We start from the raw sequence: 18,673 nt of genomic DNA, 5'->3' as shown, positions 1-18,673 counted from the left end.
AGGCTCACGTACCCGTGACGACCCCTCCCTTCGACCCGCCCACCGAGCACGACGTCCGCGTCGTGTCGGCGCAGCTCGGGCGACCGGCTCGCGACGTCATCGGGATCGCGGCACGCTGCGTCTGTGGCAACCCCACGGTCGTGTCCACGAAGCCCCGGCTGTCGAACGGCACCCCGTTCCCGACGCTGTACTACCTGTGCCACCCCGCGGCCACCGCCGCGATCAGCACCCTCGAGGCCAACCAGGTCATGCCGGAGCTGGCCGCCCTGCTCGAGGACCCGGATGTCGCACAGCAGTACCGCGCCGCCCACGAGTCCTACCTGGCCGATCGTGAGTCGATCGAGCACGTCGACGAGATCCACGGCATCAGCGCCGGTGGCATGCCCACCCGCGTGAAGTGCCTGCACGCCCTCGTCGGCCACGCCCTCGCCGCCGGACCCGGCGTCAACCCCATCGGTGACCTCGCGCTCGAGCGCGTCGACTGGTCGCCCTCCCGGTGTGAGTGCCGGGCGTATGATGAGGCTGCAGACGCCGGAGTCGGGGCGGGTGGCGGCGAGTTCTGACCAGCCTCCCGGCAAACCACCCCACTCCAAGGAGATCATCCCCCGTGCCCAAGATCCTCGTCGTCGGCGGCGGTTACGCCGGTTTCTACACCGCCTGGAAGCTCGAGAAGCACCTGCGTCAGGGCGAAGCCGAGGTCGTCATGGTCGACCCGCTGCCGTACATGACCTACCAGCCGTTCCTGCCCGAGGTCGCCGCCGGGTCGATCGAGCCGCGTCACGCGGTCGTCTCCCACCGCCGTCACCTCAAGAAGACCCGGGTCGTCACGGCGAAGGTCACGAAGGTCGACCACGCCACCAAGACGGCGACGATCACGCCGACCGAGGGCGAGCCGTGGGAGGAGACCTACGACCAGATCGTCATGACCGCCGGTGCCGTCTCGCGCACGTTCCCGATCCCGGGTGTCGCGGACGAGGCGATCGGCCTCAAGACGATCGAGGAGGCCGCGGCCATCCGCGACAAGATCCTCGTCAACTTCCACAAGGCGGCGAACCTGCCGGCCGGTCCCGAGCGCGACCGCCTGCTGACCGTCGTCGTGGTCGGCGGCGGCTTCGCCGGCATCGAGGTGTTCGCGGAGCTCCGCTCGTTCGTCTCCGACCTGCTCAAGAGCTACCCGCAGCTGTCGTTCGACGACACCCACTTCCACCTCGTCGAGGCGATGGGGCGCATCATGCCCGAGGTGTCGCTCGAGACCTCGCACTGGGTGCTCGAGAACCTCGCCCAGCGCGGCGCGACCGTCCACCTCGAGACGCAGCTCGCGTCGGCCGAGGGCGGCGTCTGCCAGCTCAAGGCGAAGGACGAGTCGATCCAGACGATCCCGTCCGACCTCATCATCTGGACCGCCGGCGTCATGGCGAACCCGATGGTCAAGGGCACCGACTTCCCGCTCGAGCAGCGCGGCCGCATCCGCGTCCAGCCCGACCTCCGCGTGGTCGACGACAACGGCGTGGTCGCCGATGCGTGGGCCTGCGGTGACGTCGCGGCCGTGCCGGACCTCACGGGCGGCGGCGTCGGCGGGTTCTGCGTGCCCAACGCCCAGCACGCGGTCCGTCAGGCGAAGCAGCTCGCGAAGAACCTCGTCGCCGTCATCCGGGGCGAGGCGACGACCGACTACAAGCACGAGAACCTCGGCGCCGTCGCGGGCCTCGGTCTCGGCATCGGCGTGTTCCAGTCCGGCAAGTTCGCGATGAAGGGCTTCCTCGCCTGGGGCGCGCACCGTGGCTACCACGGTCTCGCGATGCCGTCGTGGGAGCGCAAGTGGCGCGTCATCGGCGACTGGGTGGGTGGCTTCTTCCTCGGCCGCGACATCGCGTCGCTCGACGACCGCGAGACCCCGCGGGCTGCGTTCGAGGCGTTCGCGTCGCGTCCGAAGCCGGCCGTCGAGGCGTCCGCCCCGGCCGCTGCCGCTCCGGCTGCCGCCGCTCAGGCCCCGGAGGAGGGCAAGCCTGCCGACGCTGCGGGCCCCGCGTACGCGACGCCCGCCGAGGACGTCTCCAAGGAGGCCGAGCCGGTGAAGGCCGAGGCTTCGGCCGACGCCAAGTAGGCACCCGTCCGACGCGAGAGGCGGTCACCCCCGGTGGGTGGCCGCCTCTCGGCGTCGGTAGGCTGTTGCGGCCCGCCCCCGTGGCCCAACCGGTAGAGGCATGCGACTTAAAATCGCCGAGTTGTGGGTTCGAGTCCCACCGGGGGTACGTGGTGCCGCCGCGAGTCTCGGGGTGAGCGACACTTCTCGCGGCCCGACCCGCGAGAACTGTCGCTGAGCACGAGACTCGGTACGCCCGCCCCTCCGCGCGAGCTACGATCGACACTCGTGGTCGGACTCGGAAGCGCCATCGCCCAACTGCGCAACACCCTCCGCCGCCCCGAACCGCACGTCGAGGTGATCGACGGCGAAGCGGTCCCGGTCGGCATGCTCCTCGGCACCCTCGGAGCGCTCCTCCTCGACGCCGGCAGCTCGGTCACCGACGTCCGATCGGCACTGGAGAAGGCCCGCGACGCCGCCGGCATCGGCCCCGAGCTGGCGGTGGGCGTCCTCCCCGCACTGGTCATCGTCAGCGAGACCGCCACCGGTGCCGCGACCATCGTCAACGCCGAGGGCGTCGAGCTCTCCGCACGCCAGTCGGCCCGTGCGAACCGGATCGTCCTCGGCCTCGAGAGCGGTTCGATCGGCCTCGCCGAGATCCCCGCCCGCGTCCGTGCCATCCGGGCGAGCACCCGGCTGCCGGCCCCGCTGCCGTGGATCCTCGGCAACGCTCTGACCTCGGCGGGCCTCGCGGTCGTGTTCCGCTGCCCGTGGTGGGCGATCCTGCTGGCGCTCGGCGTCGGCGCGCTCGTCGGCGTGATCGGCATCGTGCTGCGGCGCTTCCGCGAGGCCCTCGCGATCGTCCCCTTCCTCGCAGCCTTCGTGTCGACGTCGATCGTCGGGCTCGTCGCCGCGGGGACGGGGTTCGGCCACGTGCCGCTCTTCGCGGTGTGCGCCCCGGTCGCGGTGTTCGTCCCGGGCGCGCTGATCACGAACGCCCTGCTCGAACTCACGGCCGCCGACATCGTCACGGGGTCGTCGCGGCTCATGCAGGGCATCATCATGCTCGGCTTCATGGCCGCGGGCATCGCCGCCGGGAGCGCCCTCACCGGCCTGCACGTCGACCCGTCGTCCGCAGCGCTCGTCGGCGAGGTCGCCGGGGTCGGCACCGACCGCGGCGGGTGGGAGGCCGTACCGCCCTACTGGGTCTCGTGGGTCGCGGTGGTGTTCCTCGCGGTCGGCCTCGGGCTCGTGTTCCAGTCCGGCTGGCGGCTCACCCTCGTGTCCGTGGTCGTGATGACGTCGGCCTACGGCCTCCTCACCGGCATCACCCCGCTCGGTGGCAGCGTGGTCGCGACGGGCGCGACCGCCGCGCTCCTGTTCGTCGCCACCCGCATCCTCGAACGCATCGTCCCGGTGATCCCCGCGAACGTGTCGTTCTTCCCCGCGTTCCTCCTGCTCGTCCCGGGCACGGTCGGTCTGGTCGCGGTCGCGACGCTGTCCCCGGTGGCGCTCGCCACCCCGCTCGCGACCTTCGTCAGCCTCTGCGTCGGCACGAAGATCGGCGGACTGCTGCCCGGTCTGTTCCGGCGCAACGCACCGCACCGCGGCCAGGTCTGAACCCGTCTGCCGGGAGGCCCGGTGCGGGCCCGCACCGCGCCTCCCGGCCGTCATGCGGCGCGTCTGCGCCGGGGCGACCCTCAGGGCGCGATGAGGCGGCCGGCCGCCTGGTCCTCCGCCGCCCTCGCCTTCGCGAGGTAGTGCACCTTCTTGCCGGTGGCGTTGTAGGGGAGCTCGCTGACGAAGCGGTAGCGGCGCGGTCGCTTGTACCGGGCGAGACCCGGGTGACCGGCGGTCCACTCCTCGAGAACGGCCGCGGCCTCGGTGTCGTCCTCCGGCAGCCGTCCGGGAGCACGGACCACGAACGCGGTGACGACCTCGCCCCACTGCTCGTCCGGGACGCCGACCACGATCGAGTCCGCGACGCCGGGGTGTTCCTGCAGCGCCGCCTCGACCTGCACCGGGTGGACGTTCTCGCCGCCGGAGATGATCATGTCGTCCTTGCGCCCGACGATCGTCACGCGCTCGTGCTCGTCCCACGTCGCGAGGTCACCCGGGTAGAACCAGCCGTTCGCGAACTTCTCCGCCTCGAGCCCCGGGTTCCGGTACGAGTAGCCAGACTTCACGGTGCGGACCGCGAACTCGCCGATCTCGGTACCGTCCTTCGCGACCGTGTCGGACGGGTCGGCGAGCCGGTCCTCGTGGACGCGCACGACCGCGACGTCGTCGTCGGTGCTCGCGCGGCCGGTGGAGCCCGCGCCGTCGGGGAAGTCCTCGGGGCGGAGGAAGGTGTTCCAGAACGTCTCGGTCGTGCCGTAGCCGTTGAAGATCCGCGGGGACAGCAGCTCCTGGTAGCGCAGTGCGGCGGCGCGGTCGAGCGGAGCGCCCATCGTCACGATGCCGTGCAGGCTCGACAGGTCGCGGGGCCGGGCCTCCTGGGCGTTCGCGAGACCGACGAGGTTCGGCGGAGCGCCGATGAGGAACGTCAGCCGCTCGGACTCCACGAGGTCGAGGACGCGGTCGGGGTCGAAGTGCCGGAGCGTGGTGAGCTCGGCGCCGACGTAGAACACCGGGTTCGGGCCACCCGAGTACAGGCCGCCCCGGTGGAACAGCGGCGACATGTTGAGCGTCTTGTCGAACGGGCTCAGCGGGAAGTGCATGACGACGTCGTGCGCGCTGAGCACCTCGACGAGGCTCGGCAGCGGGACCGGCTTCGGGCGACCGGTCGTGCCGCTCGTGTAGAGCCGTGTCGTCTCCGCGTAGGTGTTCCGCGGCTCGGTGGCGGCGAGCTCCTCGGCCGTGACGGGATCCGCGGCCAGGAGTTCCGCGAACCGGTCGTCCTCGCCACCGACGGTCACGACGTGGGCCGGTCGGTGGTCGGATGTCTCGAGCGCCTGGGCGATCTCGGCGGTGCGTGCGGCGTCGTGGAGGAGGACGACGGGAGCGGAGTCCTCGACGATGAAGGCCACCTCGTCGGGTGCGAGCCGGAAGTTCGTCGGCGAGAACACCGCACCGATCCGGTGGCACGCGAGGTAGGCGATGGCGAGCTCCGGGCCGTTGAAGAGCTCCACCATCACGACCGACCCCGGGCCGGCACCGTGCCGGACGAGCCATCCGCCGACCCGGTCGACCGCGTCGCCGAGCTCGGCGTACGTCCACGAGCGGCCGGTGTCCGGGTCGCGGAGTGCCGGGCGGCCGGCGAAGCGGTGGGTGTTCCGGGTGAAGCCGTTCGCGTACGTGTAGCTGCCCTCGAACACCTCGCGGAAGCGTGTGGCGTCGTAGTCGGATCGGGTGTCGGTCATCGTCGCTCCATCGTGGCGTCCACCCACGGGGCGCTCACCGATCGTCAGCGTAGCGACGGCCCCGGCACCGCGCTCGCTGCAGTGGTGGCTGGTGCGAGGACCGCGGCTGCGGCGGTGGGTCTCACCCGTCGGCTGCGGCCGCGGACCGTGCCCACAGACGAGCGACCAGGCCGGCGGCGACGCACAGCATGACGGCGACCGCCCACGTGATCGGGGCGACGTGCGTGCCCGCGGCGCCGGAGTACACGGCGGCGGTGAGCGCAGCGGCGACGGACGCGAGGACGGCGTACCGTGCTCGGGCCTCGGCGAGGAGGACGGCCCCGACCGAACCGGTGAAGGGCAGCAGCGAGGCGACCGCCGCCCCGAGGCCGCCGACGCACAGCGTGATCGCGACGTCCGACACGAACGACGTCCAGACCCCGCCACGCGTCGCGACGCTGTGCACGCCCCACCCGGCGACCGCGAGGACGAGGAACGCCGCCGACCGCCACGTGGCACCGCGGACACGACCGACGACCTCCGACCCGAGCCGCATCGGACCCGTGCCGAGGTCCGCGCGTCCGGTCGGGACGAGGACGACCCCGACGACGAGCGCGGGGGACAGGTCGCCCGCGCGGGTCAGTGCACACGCGACCAGCGCGGCCAGGACGAGCACGGGGGAGACACGGTGGCCGACGAGGTGCCGGTCGCTGCCGGCCGCCCACCGGGTGGCGAGCACCGTCGCCGCCGTCAGGAGCGAGGAGCCGAGCGCGATGGCGAGCGCGAGTCGGACGTACCGGGCCTCCAGCGAGACCCCGGTGCCGAGCAGGGTGCAGAGCGTCGCGATCGTCACCGACGACACGATCGACACCCACGTCGGCAGGGCATCGTCCGCGCGCGACCGGGCCCGCGGCAGGTTGCGGCCGAGCAGCGCGGAGAAGGGCGACCGGATCCGCCCGCGGACCACACCGGCGACCATCGCGAGCGGCACGAGGACGAAGACCAGGAACCCGGCGGCGACGGCGGTCGCGACGAGCACGGTCCGCCACGAGAACACGGATTGGATCGTCGGGACGGCCTGGTCGTACGCGGTCCGGGCACCCCAGTCGCCGGCCGGGCCGGACCAGTCGAGTCCGCCGGGACCCGCGCCGGGACCGCCAGCGTGCGCTCCACTGCCCGTCGTGCCGGCGGCACCGCCGGACCCGGTGCTGCCGCCCGCCGCCGAGCCGGTACCGGACCCGCTCCCGGTCGGGGTGCCCGCTGCGGAGGAACCGGTGTCGCCCGGACCGGTCCCCGCTGAGCCGGACGGACCCGAGGTGCCCGTCGCGCTGCCCGTGCTGCTCGGGTCGGACGAGCCGGAGCCCGACGGCGTCGCCGACGACGCGGTGACGAGGACCCGGACCCCGGACGAGGACCGCGAGGTGTTGCCCGCCGCGTCGCGCTGCACGGCCGAGAGGATCCGTGACCCGGGGGCGATCGTCGTGCCGGACGACGAGCACGCCCAGCCCCCGTCGGTGTCCACCGTGGCGATGCAGACCGGGGAACGGCCGACCGAGACGGTGACGACCGCCCGTGGTTCACCCGTGCCGGAGACCCGGAGCGGCTGCGCCCGGACGCTGTCGGCGGCGCGGGGGTCGAGGATGCGGGGCGCAGCGGGGGCGCTCCGGTCGAGGGTGATCGTCCGTGGGGACGACGCGGCGCTCCGGAGGTCCGACCGGTAGCCGGTCGCCGTGCTGCCGGTCTGGGTCGCCACCAGTGTGAGCGTGCCGTCCCGGACGTCCCGGGGCAGCGACACAACCCAGCGGCCGTCCGGTCCGACCGTCGCGTCCCACTCGGCAGCGGACCCCGAGGCGCTGAGGTTCACGGTCGCGCCGGGGTGCCCGTCCCCGGCGACGGTGCCGGTCGAGGTGCTCCGGGTCGCGAGCGTCGGCGGCGTCACGACGTCCGACGAGGGCGTGGCTGCGGACCCGAGCGACGGTGCCGTGCGGTCGGTCACCGTGAAGACCTGCGCCGGGCCGGACACGACGCTCCCCAGGCACGACCAGGACCCGTCCCGCTGCACCGTGGTCGAGCAGGTCGCAGCCGAGCCCGAGGCCACCCGGAGCGCGTGGCCGGGAGTGCCCCGCCCGTGGAAGCGTGCGGTGCCGGTGGTGATGTCGCCCGGGTCGGCGATGGTCGGGGCGACCGGCGGCGTCGTGGTCGGCGGGGTCGTCGGGGTGGGGTGGCCGAACACCGGGCCGGTCGGGCTGTCGGACGGGTCCGGGGTCGCGCCGGGCAGGAACCCGCCGGACGAGCCGCCGTCGCCGCCGCCGTTCGGCGCCGCGGCACGCAGCACCTCGCCGGCGCTCGAGTCGGAAGCGGCCGGGCTGTCGGACGCGGTCGGGGCGTCGGTGGCGGCCGGGCTGTCGGACACGGTCGGGCTGTCGGAGGCGGCCGGGCTGTCGGAAGCGGTCGGGGCGTCGGTGGCGGTCGGCGCTCCAGCGGCGGTGCTGACCGCGCTCGCCGCCGGGACCGGTCCGAGGCCGACCGCGCCGACCCCGACCACTGCCCCGGCGAGGACGACGGCCGCGAGCACCGTCGCGCCCGCGAGTCGGAGCGGTGCCGGACGGAGCGGCTGCGTGCGGGGTCGACGGACCGGACCGTCGCCCCCGACGGCCCACTCGTCCACGTGCTCCCCGGGCGTGTTCACCGTGTCCATCCCACGCGATCTCGGCGCTCGCGTCAATCCGCCGCGCGGACGATCCGCCCCGCGCGGCCGCACCCCGAGCGTCCGGTGTGTACGACTCGGGAATCGCCCGTGAACCAGCAAGCGGGACGAGGACGCGTCCTGTGCGTCGGTAGACTCTGCGATGGCCCGCGCGGCCGCTGCACGACCGTCCCCGGCCGTCCCCGCCGCCGGTCCAGCCGACCGCGGTCACCGCGCGGTTCCCGACGCGCAAAGGAGTACGCCCGCATGGACACCGGACTCGTCACGACGTTGATCGTCGTCGGAGTGGTCGTCGTCGTCCTCGTGGTCGTCGGGATCTACCTCTGGGTGACGTACAACTCGCTCGTGACGCTGAAGGTCCGCGTCGACGAGGCGTGGAGCGACATCTCGGTGCAGCTCAAGCGCCGGGCAGACCTCATCCCGACGATCGTCGACACCGTGAAGGGCTACGCCGCGCACGAGAAGGCGGTGTTCACCGACGTGACCCAGGCCCGGGCGGAGACGCTCAGCGCGGGCGACGCCAGCGCGGCCTCGGCAGCCGAGGGACACATGCAGAAGGCTCTCAAGAGCGTGTTCGCCGTGGCGGAGGGCTACCCGCAGCTCCAGTCGAGCCAGAACTTCCTGCAGCTGCAGACCGAGCTGGTCGACACCGAGGACAAGATCCAGTCCGCCCGACGCTTCTACAACGGTGGCGTCCGCGAGCTGAACACGAAGATCCGCGTCTTCCCGAACTCGGCGTTCGCGAAGAACCGTGGCTTCACCGAGGCGTCGTTCTTCGAGACCGCGGAGCCGGCGGCCATCGCCGAGCCGCCGCGCGTCCAGTTCTGACGCGCCCGCTCGACCGCAGCGTCCGGCCGTGTACCGCGCGATCGCGCAGAACAAGCGCAACACCGTCCTGATCGTCCTCGCGTTCCTGCTGCTCGTGGGAGCGCTCGGCTTCCTCGGCGGGTACCTCGCGGGCAACGTCTCGATCGGCGTCATCGTCCTCGTGGTCGCGATCGGGTACGCCGTGCTGCAGTACTTCACGGCGGCCCGGCAGGCCACCGCGATCGCCGGGGCCGTCGAGATCGACCGCACCACGGAGCCACGGCTGTGGCGGACGGTCGAGAACCTCGCCATCTCCACCGGGATGCCCATGCCCCGCGTCTACGTCATCGACGACCCGTCGCCGAACGCGTTCGCGACCGGACGGGACCCCGAGCACGCGATCGTCGCGGCGACCACCGGCCTGCTCGCGATCATGGACGACCAGGAGCTCCAGGGCGTCATGGCCCACGAACTCGGGCACGTCCGGAACTACGACATCCGGGTGTCCACGATGGTGTTCGGCCTGGTCGTCGCCGTCGGGCTCATCGCGGACGTACTGCTCCGGATCTCGATCTTCAGCGGCCTCAGCGGGCGGAACCGCAACGACAACAACGGCGGCAACAACCCGATCCTGCTCATCGCGGGGCTCGTGGCGGTCATCGTCGCGCCCATCGCGGCCGTGGCCGTGCAGGCGGCGGTGTCCCGGCAGCGCGAGTACCTCGCGGACGCCACCGGTGCGATGACGACCCGGCACCCCGAGGGCCTCGCCCGAGCGCTCGAGAAGCTCGGCGCGTACGGGCGGCCGATGCGCACGCAGAACTCGTCGATGGCGCACCTGTGGATCGCGGACCCGATGCGTCCGGGTGTGATGGACCGGCTGTTCTCGACGCACCCGCCGCTGCCCGACCGCATCGCTCGCCTGCGCGGCAGCCTCGACCGGTTCTGACAGCGGCGGCGCGGCGAGCGCGGCGCGGCGCGAACCGGGTGCGGCGAGTGCACCGAGCGCGCCCCGCGCCCGACGGCGTGCCCACCCGCGCGCCCGCGCCCGACGGCGTGCCCACCGGCCGGGAGGCCCGTGGCGGCGTCCGCACGGGCCTCCCGGCCGGTCAGGCGGTCGCGTCCACGGCAGGGGCCGGCTCCGCCGCGTCCGCGTCGTCCGCCGCCTCGTGCGGGACCAGACCCACGCCGAGCGCACCGGCCAGTGCGGCCGCGGCCGTCCCGCGATCCGTGACCTCGATGCCGTCGAGGCCCTGCCACGCCGCCGTCCGCCGGAGCACGTCGGCCAGCCGCTCGGCGTCGAGCTGCTCGCCCGGCTCCTGCCACGCCGTCCGGACGCGGAGCACCCCCCGCTGCCGGTCGCTCTTCAGGTCGATGCGCCCGGTGAGCCGGTCGTCCTGCAGCACGGGCAGCACGTAGTACCCGAACACCCGCTTCGGCGCCGGCGTGTAGATCTCGATCCGGTAGTGGAAGCCGTACATCCGCTCGGCCCGGCGTCGGAACCACACGACCGGGTCGAAGGGGCTGAGGACCGCGTCGGCCGTCAGCGCCCGGGGCACCCGTGCGTCGGGGTGCAGCCACGCCCGGTCCGCCCAGCCCTCGACGCGCACGGGCACGAGCTCGCCCGCGTCGGTGAGCTCGGTGAGGGCACGGCCGGTGTCGTCCGACCGCAACCGGTAGTAGTCCGCGATGTCGGCCCGGGTCCCGACCCCGAGCGCCCGCGACGCCCGGCGCACGAGTTCCCGCACGGCGTCGGCGCGGTCCGGTGCGTCGTCGAGGAAGCGTTCGGGCAGGACCTGCTCGGGCAGGGCGTAGACCCGCTCGAAGCCGGACCGACCGGCGCTGACGACCTCGCCCCAGCGGAACATCTGCTCGAGACCGATCTTGACGTCGCTCCATCCCCACCACGGACCGCGGCGCACGTTCGACTCGTGCTCGACGTCGCTCGCCCGCATCGGGCCTTCGGCACGGAGGAGGGCCCGGAGCTCCCGCCGGACGCCCTCGGTCCGGACGACGGACTCGATGCGGTTCGGGCGTGCGTCGCGCTCCCGGAAGGCGTCCATGCGCCACCGGAAGAGGGGGAGGTCGTCACGCGGGACGAACGCGGCCTCGTGCGCCCAGTACTCGAGGTACGGACCGCGCCGAGTGGTGGAGAGCCGGTCGAGCGTCGCCCGGTCGTAGGCGCCGAGGCGGGCGAACAGCGGCAGGTAGTGGCTCCGTTCGAAGACGTTCACCGAGTCGATCTGCAGCAGCCCGAGCCGGGCGAACCCGGCGTTCAGCGCGCGGGTCGAGACCGCCGGGGAGGGGGCGGCGCCGAACCCCTGCGCCGCGAGGGCGACCCGGCGTGCCTCGGCGGCGGAGAGCGTCGTCCTGACCATGCCCCGACGCTACCGATCCGCACCGACATGCCCGGCCACCGACCCGTATGCCTGATCCGGAACCTGTCAGGTTGCACATCGGTACACTCGCGGGCATGGCCTGGGGCAAGAAGACTCATCCGGATCCCGTCGTGGAGGACTCGGTGCCCACGGGCATGCGGATCGCGGGGGCGTGGTCGTGGCGCGTGCTCGTGGTGCTCGGCGTGGTGGCGGTGTTCATCTACCTCGTCACGCTCTTCAGCGAGGTGCTCATCCCGTTCCTCATCGGCATCGTGGTGGCGTCGCTGCTCGTGCCGCTCTCGAACTGGATGCAGCGGCACCACGTCCCGAAGTGGGTCGCCGTCGTCGTGAGCCTGGTCGGCGGTCTCGCGGCCGTCGGTGGGCTGATCTGGCTCGTCATCGACCAGATCGCCGCCGCGTGGCCGTCGCTCCGCGATCGTGCACTGCAGCAGTACGACTCGGTGCAGCAGCTCCTGCAGAACTCCGGACTCGACATCAGCGAGAAGGACTTCAACAACTACCTGAACCAGGCGACGAACTGGCTGCAGGACAACTCCGGGTCGATCCTGTCCGGGGCCGCGAGCGTCGGCTCGTCCCTCACCCACGTGCTGACCGGCCTGTTCGTCGTCATCTTCACGGTGATCTTCCTGCTCATCGACGGCAAGAACGTCTGGCGTTGGGTCGTACGGATCTTCCCGAAGAAGGCCCGCTCGGCGATCGACGGCGCGGGGGTCGCCGGCTGGACGACCCTCACGAGCTTCGTGAAGGTGCAGATCTTCGTGGCGTTCGTCGACGCGGTCGGCATCGGTATCGGTGCCGCCGTCCTGCAGCTGCCGCTCGTCGTCCCGATCGCGGTGTTCGTCTTCCTCGGCGCGTTCATCCCCGTCGTCGGTGCGATCGTGACCGGCATCCTCGCCGTCATCGTCGCGCTGCTCTTCAACGGGTGGGTCGCAGCGGTCTGGATGCTCCTCGTCGTCCTCGCGGTGCAGCAGATCGAGGGACACATCCTCCAGCCGCTCGTCATGGGCAACGCCGTGAAGGTGCACCCGCTGGCCGTCGTCCTCGGCGTCACCGCGGCGTCGGGTCTCGCGGGCATCGCAGGTGCGTTCTTCGCCGTCCCGCTCATCGCGACCGTGAACTCGATGGTGACGACGATCGCCAGTGGCAAGTGGCGGGGCATGGACTCGGACCACGTGCTCGAGGCGCAACGGCGGAACCACGACGCGAACGCGAAGGAGAAGCGCGAGCGGAAGTGGCGCAAGCGGCACCGGAACGACGTCCCGGAGCCGGGCAGTGACGAGCAGCCGACGGCCGCGAAGGGCACGGCCGGCTGACCCCGATCGACCCGAGCAGACGTCACGAGTTCGCGGCGACGACCGCGAGCGACGATGATGAGCGGGTGACCGACACCACCGCGCCCCAGATCCCGACCGCAGCGATCCCCACGCTCGCGGACATCGAGGCCGCTCGCACCACCATCGCCGGGGTCGCCCGTGTCACGCCGATGGAGTCGTCGCAGTACCTTGCGGAACTGCTCGGCTCGCCGGTGCACCTGAAGTGCGAGAACCTCCAGCGCACCGGCGCGTACAAGGTCCGCGGTGCCTACAACCGGCTCTCCGCCCTCACACCGGAGCAGCGCGCGAAGGGCGTCGTCGCCGCGAGCGCCGGCAACCACGCCCAGGGCGTCGCCTTCGCCGCACGCGCGCTCGGCATCCCCGCGACGATCTTCACCCCCGTGGGCGTGGCCCTGCCGAAGCTCCAGGCCACCCGCCACTACGGCGCCGAGGTCGTCCTCCGCGGTCACTCCGTGGAAGAGGCCCTCAGCGCCGCGAAGGACTTCGCCCACCGCACCGGTGCCGTCTTCATCCCCCCGTTCGACCACCCCGCGGTGATCGCCGGCCAGGGCACCCTCGGCCTCGAGATCCTCGACCAGGTCCCCGACGCCGACACGGTCGTCGTGCCGATCGGCGGCGGCGGGGTCATCGCCGGCATCGCCCTCGCGGTGAAGGGCATCGCCGAGCAGCAGGGCCGCACCATCCGCGTCATCGGCGTGCAGGCCGCGAACGCCGCCGCCTACCCGAGCTCGCTCCGGGCGGGCGAGCCGGTGACCGTGCAGACCACCCCGACGATCGCGGACGGCATCGCGGTGGCCCGACCCGGCGACATGAACTTCCCGATCATCCGCGACCTCGTCGACGAGATCGTCACCGTGACCGAGGACGACGTCGCCCGGGCGCTCCTCGTGCTGCTCGAGCGTGCGAAGCTCGTGGTCGAGGCCGCCGGCGCGGTCGGGGTCGCGGCGATCATGGCCGGGTCGGTCCGCGACACCGGCAAGACCGTGGTCCTGCTCAGCGGCGGCAACATCGACCCGCTCATGATGGAGCGGATCATCACCCGCGGTCTCGTCGCCGCGTCGCGTTACATCGGTATCCGCATCATGCTGCCGGACCGTCCGGGGCAGCTCGCGCGGGTCGCGCAGGTCATCTCCGACGCCGGCGCCAACGTCGTCGAGGTGCTCCACACGCGGCACGGCCAGGGGCTCGTCATCAACGAGGTCGCGCTCGACCTGTCGGTCGAGGCGCGCGGTCCCGAGCACGCCCAGGAGGTCCTCGGACGCCTGCAGGAGGCCGGCTTCCGCCCGGAGATGATCGAGCGCTGACGCCGCGCTCCCCGCGGGCCCGTCAGGGGACCGCACGGGAGCGGCCGCGGACCGTCAGGGTTCCGTTCGCGACGGCGTCACGGGCCTGGAGGCGCGTGAGGCTGCCGTCATGACCCTCACGTCGATCCTCCCCACCCTCCGCGCCTCGCTGCCCAATCCGCTCGACCCGACGCTGTGGCCCGCTGTCACCGTGGCGACCGTCGACGACGTCACGGTCCGCGCGGTCTCGATGCAGCGGCTCGCCGACGTGGTGGGGACGCCGTGCGTGCACACCGCCGAGGAGGCCCCGCCCCGGTACCGTCCCCGCGACTGGCGGCCCCGCGAGGTCTGCGTCACCGTCGCCGCCGTCACCCGCGTCCGTCGGCCGTGGGGCGTGCTCCTCGTCGAGCTCGACGCCGTGCTGCCGGACTGCGCCGTGCTGACCGAGGCGCGGGTCATCGGCCGTTCCTCGGTCGCCCCCGCCGCCGTCGTGACGCTCACGACGAACCCGGCCGGTACCGCGGGCGTCGACGCGGTGCTGCCCGCGGACGTGGCGGTCGGCGACCTCGTGTGCTTCCCGTGCCGTCGGGCGGTCACCCACCGCGACCTCGCCGTGCACTGAGCAGCGGCGCCGCGCTGCACCACACCGCAGAACGGACGCAGCACCGCGGAGTCCCGCGGTGCTGTGTCCGTTGCGTGGTACTGCGCGAGGCCCTACGGCTCGTAGCGCTCGACCTTCGTGACCTCGACGGCGATCTCCTTGCCGTTCGGCGCCGTGTACGTGGTCTTCTCGCCGGCACGGAGGCCGAGGATGGCGGCGCCGACCGGGCTGACCGGGCTGTAGACGGTGAGGTCCGAGCCCTCGCCGACGATCTCGCGGTTGCCGACGAGGAACGTCGACTCGTCGCCCGCGATCACGGCCGTGACGACCGTGCCGGGCTCGGCGGTGCCGTCGAAGTCGGCCTCGCCCACCGTGGCGTGCTTGAGCAGCTCGGTGAGCTGGCGGATGCGGGCCTCGATCTTGCCCTGCTCGTCCTTGGCAGCGTGGTAGCCGCCGTTCTCCTTGAGGTCGCCCTCTTCACGCGCCGCCTCGATGCGGTCCGCGATCTCCTTGCGCGCCGGGCCGGAGAGCTGCTCGAGCTCCGCCTGGAGGCGGTCGTGTGCCTCCTGGGTCAACCAGGTGCCCTGGGTGTCGTTGCTCATCGTGATCCCTTCGACAAAGAGCGAGACCGGCCGGTGTGGCCGGTCTCGCTCTGCGGATCACAGCAGTCTAGGGAACCCAGCAGTCGTGGATCAAGCCGGTCACGCCGCGCGTCGTCGTGCGGACCTCGGTCGAGATGGTCCGCGATCGCTGCTCGCTCGCCGGGATCGTCACGACCTTCCAGCCGACGATCGTGAACGACTTGTCGAGCACCTGCACGGCGCACTCGGCCTCGGTGCCGGGGTCCAGCGACACCTGTGAGTGGACCACCGTCGCGTGGTCGGAGAGGACCTCGTACCCGACGTCGTCCGTGTCGAGTCCGTGGCTCGTCTGCCCCGGACCGGCCCAGATCGCCCACACCGCGAACACGACCACGACCGCGATGGCCGCGGCGATCGCCAGTGCACGTGCACGGCGATTCCGTGACGGCGTGCGGCCGTAGCGGTCGTCGAGCGCGGCGGCGGTGGTGGCCGCGGCGGGCGCCGGCGCGGCGGGGTGCTGCTGATCGGACAGTTCGGGGCTCCCGGGGTGATTATCCTGATGACCAGGGTAGTTCACGCCTGGCTGTGCGCCGCCCGCGTCCGCGACCGTCCCCGACCGCGAGGAACCCCCGTGCCGTACCGTCTGCTCGCCGTCCACGCCCACCCCGACGACGAGTCGAGCAAGGGAGCGGCGACGGCGGCGAAGTACGTGTCCGAGGGCAACCAGGTCCTCGTCGTGTCCTGCACGGGCGGCGAGGCCGGCGACATCCTCAACGACCAGCTCGGCGAGCCCGCGACCACGCGCGCGCACCGTGACATGGCCGGGTACCGCCGCACCGAGATGGCCGCCGCGCAGCAGGCCCTCGGCATCGACCACGTCTGGCTCGGCTACCACGACTCCGGGCTCCCGGAAGAGGGCGAGTCGGTCCGCCCCGGCACGTTCGCGACCGTGCCGCTCGAGTACTCGACCGAGGCCCTCGTCCGCGTCGTGCGCCGCTTCCGTCCGCACGTGCTCGTCACGTACGACGAGAACGGCGGCTACCCGCACCCCGACCACATCCGCACGCACGAGGTCTCCGTGGCCGCCTGGCGCGACGCCGCCGACCCCGCGAAGTACCCGGAGGCGGGCGAGCCGTGGGCGGTCGCGAAGCTCTACTACGAGCGGACGATGAACCCCCGGCGCTTCACCGCCATCTACGACGCGATGCGCGAGCGGGAGCCGGACAGCGCCGCCGTCGAGCAGCTCCGCGAGTGGGTCGAGCGGTTCGCCGACCGGCCGGACCTCGCGACGACGCACGTCGACGTCCGCGACTGGTTCGACGCGCGTGACGCCGCCCTCCACGCGCACGCGAGCCAGGTGCCGCCGGACAGCTTCTTCTTCTCCTGGCCGAACGACCTCCTCGCGACGGTGTGGCCGACCGAGGACTACCAGCTCGTCGAGGCCCGTGTGCCCACGTCGACGCCGGAGTCCGACCTCTTCGCGGGGATCCCGGCAGACGAGGACACCACTGCGTGAGCACCACCTGGGCGGCACACGCCGCCGCCACCCCCAGCCCGAGCCCGACCTCGGTCGTCCCGGACGTCGACGTCACCCCGGGAGTCGCCGGGTTCATCGCGATCGCGGTCGTCGCGGTCGTGACGATCCTGCTGGTCATCGACATGACGCGGCGCATCCGTCGGACCCGCTACCGCGCCGAGATCCGGGAGCGGCTCGAGGCCGAGGCCGGCGCCGAGGGCGCCGCGACGGACGAGCCGGAGCGGCGTGCCGCCGAGGACGGCCGGGCCGACGTCGGCGACGACACCGAACGCGGGTAGACGCGACCAACGACGGCTGGAGGTTCGTGGCGGGCCCGCACCGCGCCTCCAGGCCGTCAGGTGCGCACGTCAGTGCGTGGCGCGCACCTGCGGGCGCAGGCTCAGCGCACCGGGTCGAGCGCCACGATGAGCACGCCGACCCACTGCGCGGCGAAGGCGACCACCGTGAAGGCGTGGAAGATCTCGTGGAAGCCGAAGACCGTCGGCGACGGGTCGGGACGCTTGAAGCCGTAGACGAGCGCGCCGAGGATGTACGCCAGGCCGCCGGACAGCACGAGCACGGTCATCGGCACGCTCGCGGCGAAGAACTGCGGCAGCAGGCCCAGCGCGGCGCACCCGAGGACGAGGTAGATCGGCACGTAGAGCCAACGCGGCGCACCGATCCACAGCACGCGGAAGGCGATGCCGAGCGCTGCACCCGACCACATCACCCAGAGCACCACGACCATGAGCGTGTGCGGCAGGGCGCAGATCGCGATCGGCGTGTACGTGCCCGCGATGAGCAGCAGGATGTTCGTGTGGTCGATCCGCTTGAGGACCTTCTTCACCGTCGGGCCCCACGGGAACCGGTGGTACGTCGCCGAGACGCCGAACAGCAGGAGCGAGCTCGCCATGAACACGGCGCTGCCCGCCTTCGCCGCAGGTGACGCCGCGAGGCACACGAGCACGACGCCCATCGCGATGGCGAACGGGAACGTGCCGAGGTGGATCCAGCCGCGCCAGGCAGGGCGGGGCGGTTCGGTCGCGGTCGACGCCTCTTCGGTGAAGGGGACGTGCGGGAGGGTCCCGGTGTCGTTCGTGGCCTGCATGGGGCGACAGTAGGGCCCCAGTCCGAACGTCCGCCGAACACGCTCCCGTCCTGCGGGTTCGCGGGTGCGGTGCACTACAGTCGTCCCGTGGCGAGCAGGGTGGGACCGACGGGGCGGGGACTCCTCTACCGCGCCTACCAGCGCCGCATCCGGAAGCAGATCGACGGCGCCCCGATGCCGAAGCACGTCGCCATGATCGTCGACGGCAACCGTCGCTGGGCGAAGCAGCTCGGGCTCGAGACCGCGGCGCACGGACACCGTGCCGGCGCCGCGAAGATCCCCGAGTTCCTCGACTGGTGCGACGACCTCGGCATCGAGGTCGTGACGCTCTACCTGTTGTCTGCGGACAACCTCACCGGCCGCGGCGGCGAGGAGCTCGAGGACCTCGTCGGCATCATCGGCGAGCTCGCCGGGGTGCTCGCGGACCACCGGGACTGGCGGGTGCAGCACGTCGGCGCCGACGAGGGGCTGCCGGCCTCCCTCGTCGAGGCGCTCTCCGCCGCCGAGCACCGCACGGCCGACCACACCGGTCTGCACGTGAACCTCGCCGTCGGGTACGGCGGACGGCGGGAGATCGCCGACGCCATGCGCAGCATCGTGCGGGCACACGGCGAGGGTGGCGGGACGCTCGACACCCTGGCCGAGGTCCTCACGCCCGAACTCATCGGCGACCACCTCTACACGCAGGGGCAGCCCGACCCGGACCTCGTGATCCGGACCTCGGGGGAGCAGCGGCTGTCCGACTTCATGCTGTGGCAGAGCGCGCACAGCGAGTTCTACTTCGTCGAGGCGTTCTACCCGGACCTCCGCGAGGTCGACTTCCTCCGCGCGGTCCGTGACTTCGGGCTGCGGTCCCGGCGGTTCGGCGGCTGATCGCGCGGTGCCGCTCGTGCGGCCGCGTTCGTGCGGCCGCGTT

At 72.5% G+C, this 18,673-nt stretch carries 17 protein-coding genes and 1 tRNA gene; 12 read left to right on the top strand and 6 right to left on the bottom strand.

Going from position 1 to position 18,673, the window contains the following annotated elements; genetic code table 11:
• Positions 1 to 14: 14 nt before the first annotated feature.
• The 4 genes from QPJ90_RS00920 to QPJ90_RS00905 all read left to right on the top strand — a co-directional run bounded on the left by QPJ90_RS00920 (position 15) and on the right by QPJ90_RS00905 (position 3,703).
• A complete protein-coding gene (locus QPJ90_RS00920) occupies positions 15 to 563 on the top strand; it encodes a DUF501 domain-containing protein (RefSeq protein ID WP_290132599.1) in 549 nt (182 codons plus the stop codon).
• Between the two features lie 44 nt (positions 564 to 607).
• Entirely contained in the window at positions 608 to 2,104 is a 1,497-nt protein-coding gene (locus QPJ90_RS00915; protein ID WP_290132598.1) for an FAD-dependent oxidoreductase, read from the top strand.
• 74 nt (positions 2,105 to 2,178) lie between these two features.
• A tRNA-Leu gene (locus QPJ90_RS00910) sits at positions 2,179 to 2,252 on the top strand.
• A gap of 119 nt (positions 2,253 to 2,371) precedes the next feature.
• Positions 2,372 to 3,703, top strand: a complete 1,332-nt coding sequence (locus QPJ90_RS00905; protein ID WP_290132597.1) for a threonine/serine exporter family protein — start codon at positions 2,372 to 2,374, stop codon at positions 3,701 to 3,703.
• 80 nt (positions 3,704 to 3,783) lie between these two features.
• Here the strand turns inward: QPJ90_RS00905 and QPJ90_RS00900 are convergent, their stop codons facing one another.
• The gene (locus QPJ90_RS00900) at positions 3,784 to 5,445 is read right to left on the bottom strand and encodes an AMP-binding protein (RefSeq protein ID WP_290132596.1); all 1,662 of its coding nucleotides are present in this window, start codon (positions 5,443 to 5,445) and stop codon (positions 3,784 to 3,786) included.
• 121 nt (positions 5,446 to 5,566) lie between these two features.
• Positions 5,567 to 8,113 carry a hypothetical protein gene (locus tag QPJ90_RS00895; RefSeq protein ID WP_290132595.1) on the bottom strand — a complete coding sequence of 849 codons (2,547 nt, stop codon included), beginning with the start codon at positions 8,111 to 8,113 and terminating at the stop codon, positions 5,567 to 5,569.
• A 264-nt stretch (positions 8,114 to 8,377) separates the two neighbouring features.
• On the opposite strand from QPJ90_RS00895, the gene QPJ90_RS00890 reads away from it, so the two are divergent.
• Entirely contained in the window at positions 8,378 to 8,959 is a 582-nt protein-coding gene (locus tag QPJ90_RS00890; protein ID WP_290132594.1) for a LemA family protein, read from the top strand.
• Positions 8,960 to 8,987: 28 nt separating this feature from the next.
• Positions 8,988 to 9,884, top strand: a complete 897-nt coding sequence (locus QPJ90_RS00885; protein ID WP_290132593.1) for a M48 family metalloprotease — start codon at positions 8,988 to 8,990, stop codon at positions 9,882 to 9,884.
• Positions 9,885 to 10,044: 160 nt separating this feature from the next.
• Here the strand turns inward: QPJ90_RS00885 and QPJ90_RS00880 are convergent, their stop codons facing one another.
• A complete protein-coding gene (locus QPJ90_RS00880) occupies positions 10,045 to 11,313 on the bottom strand; it encodes a crosslink repair DNA glycosylase YcaQ family protein (protein WP_290132592.1) in 1,269 nt (422 codons plus the stop codon).
• A gap of 95 nt (positions 11,314 to 11,408) precedes the next feature.
• Here QPJ90_RS00880 and QPJ90_RS00875 point away from each other — a divergent pair, with 95 nt between their 5' ends.
• The 3 genes from QPJ90_RS00875 (at position 11,409) to QPJ90_RS00865 (ending at position 14,573) form a co-directional block, all read left to right on the top strand.
• Positions 11,409 to 12,647, top strand: a complete 1,239-nt coding sequence (locus QPJ90_RS00875) for an AI-2E family transporter (RefSeq protein WP_290132591.1) — start codon at positions 11,409 to 11,411, stop codon at positions 12,645 to 12,647.
• Positions 12,648 to 12,712: 65 nt separating this feature from the next.
• Positions 12,713 to 13,972: a threonine ammonia-lyase gene (ilvA, locus tag QPJ90_RS00870; protein WP_290132590.1), complete on the top strand. Its 1,260-nt coding sequence runs from the start codon at positions 12,713 to 12,715 to the stop codon at positions 13,970 to 13,972.
• A 109-nt stretch (positions 13,973 to 14,081) separates the two neighbouring features.
• Entirely contained in the window at positions 14,082 to 14,573 is a 492-nt protein-coding gene (locus QPJ90_RS00865) for a hypothetical protein (RefSeq protein WP_290132589.1), read from the top strand.
• A gap of 92 nt (positions 14,574 to 14,665) precedes the next feature.
• On the opposite strand, the gene greA is transcribed toward QPJ90_RS00865, so the two are convergent.
• Complete coding sequence (gene greA / locus QPJ90_RS00860; RefSeq protein WP_058726479.1) at positions 14,666 to 15,154, bottom strand: transcription elongation factor GreA; 489 nt, start codon at positions 15,152 to 15,154, stop codon at positions 14,666 to 14,668.
• 67 nt (positions 15,155 to 15,221) lie between these two features.
• On the bottom strand, positions 15,222 to 15,710 hold the full coding sequence (locus QPJ90_RS00855) for a DUF4307 domain-containing protein (RefSeq protein ID WP_290132588.1): 489 nt from the start codon (positions 15,708 to 15,710) through the stop codon (positions 15,222 to 15,224).
• 54 nt (positions 15,711 to 15,764) lie between these two features.
• Between QPJ90_RS00855 and mca the strand changes: the two genes are divergently transcribed.
• On the top strand, positions 15,765 to 16,649 hold the full coding sequence (gene mca / locus QPJ90_RS00850) for a mycothiol conjugate amidase Mca (protein WP_290132587.1): 885 nt from the start codon (positions 15,765 to 15,767) through the stop codon (positions 16,647 to 16,649).
• Positions 16,646 to 16,948 (top strand): hypothetical protein, encoded by a 303-nt coding sequence (locus QPJ90_RS00845; protein WP_290132586.1) that lies wholly within the window; start codon positions 16,646 to 16,648, stop codon positions 16,946 to 16,948. The genes mca and QPJ90_RS00845 overlap by 4 nt, the downstream gene beginning before the upstream one ends.
• 101 nt (positions 16,949 to 17,049) lie before the next feature.
• On the opposite strand, the gene QPJ90_RS00840 is transcribed toward QPJ90_RS00845, so the two are convergent.
• Entirely contained in the window at positions 17,050 to 17,757 is a 708-nt protein-coding gene (locus QPJ90_RS00840) for a hemolysin III family protein (protein WP_290132585.1), read from the bottom strand.
• 87 nt (positions 17,758 to 17,844) lie between these two features.
• Here QPJ90_RS00840 and QPJ90_RS00835 point away from each other — a divergent pair, with 87 nt between their 5' ends.
• Positions 17,845 to 18,630, top strand: a complete 786-nt coding sequence (locus QPJ90_RS00835; protein ID WP_290132584.1) for an isoprenyl transferase — start codon at positions 17,845 to 17,847, stop codon at positions 18,628 to 18,630.
• The last annotated feature ends 43 nt before the right edge of the window (positions 18,631 to 18,673 follow it).

Source organism: Curtobacterium sp. 458 (genome assembly GCF_030406605.1).
GTDB lineage: Bacteria > Actinomycetota > Actinomycetes > Actinomycetales > Microbacteriaceae > Curtobacterium.
Note: the sequence above shows the minus strand (reverse complement) of the source record. Positions and strands in the feature narration are given on the sequence as shown.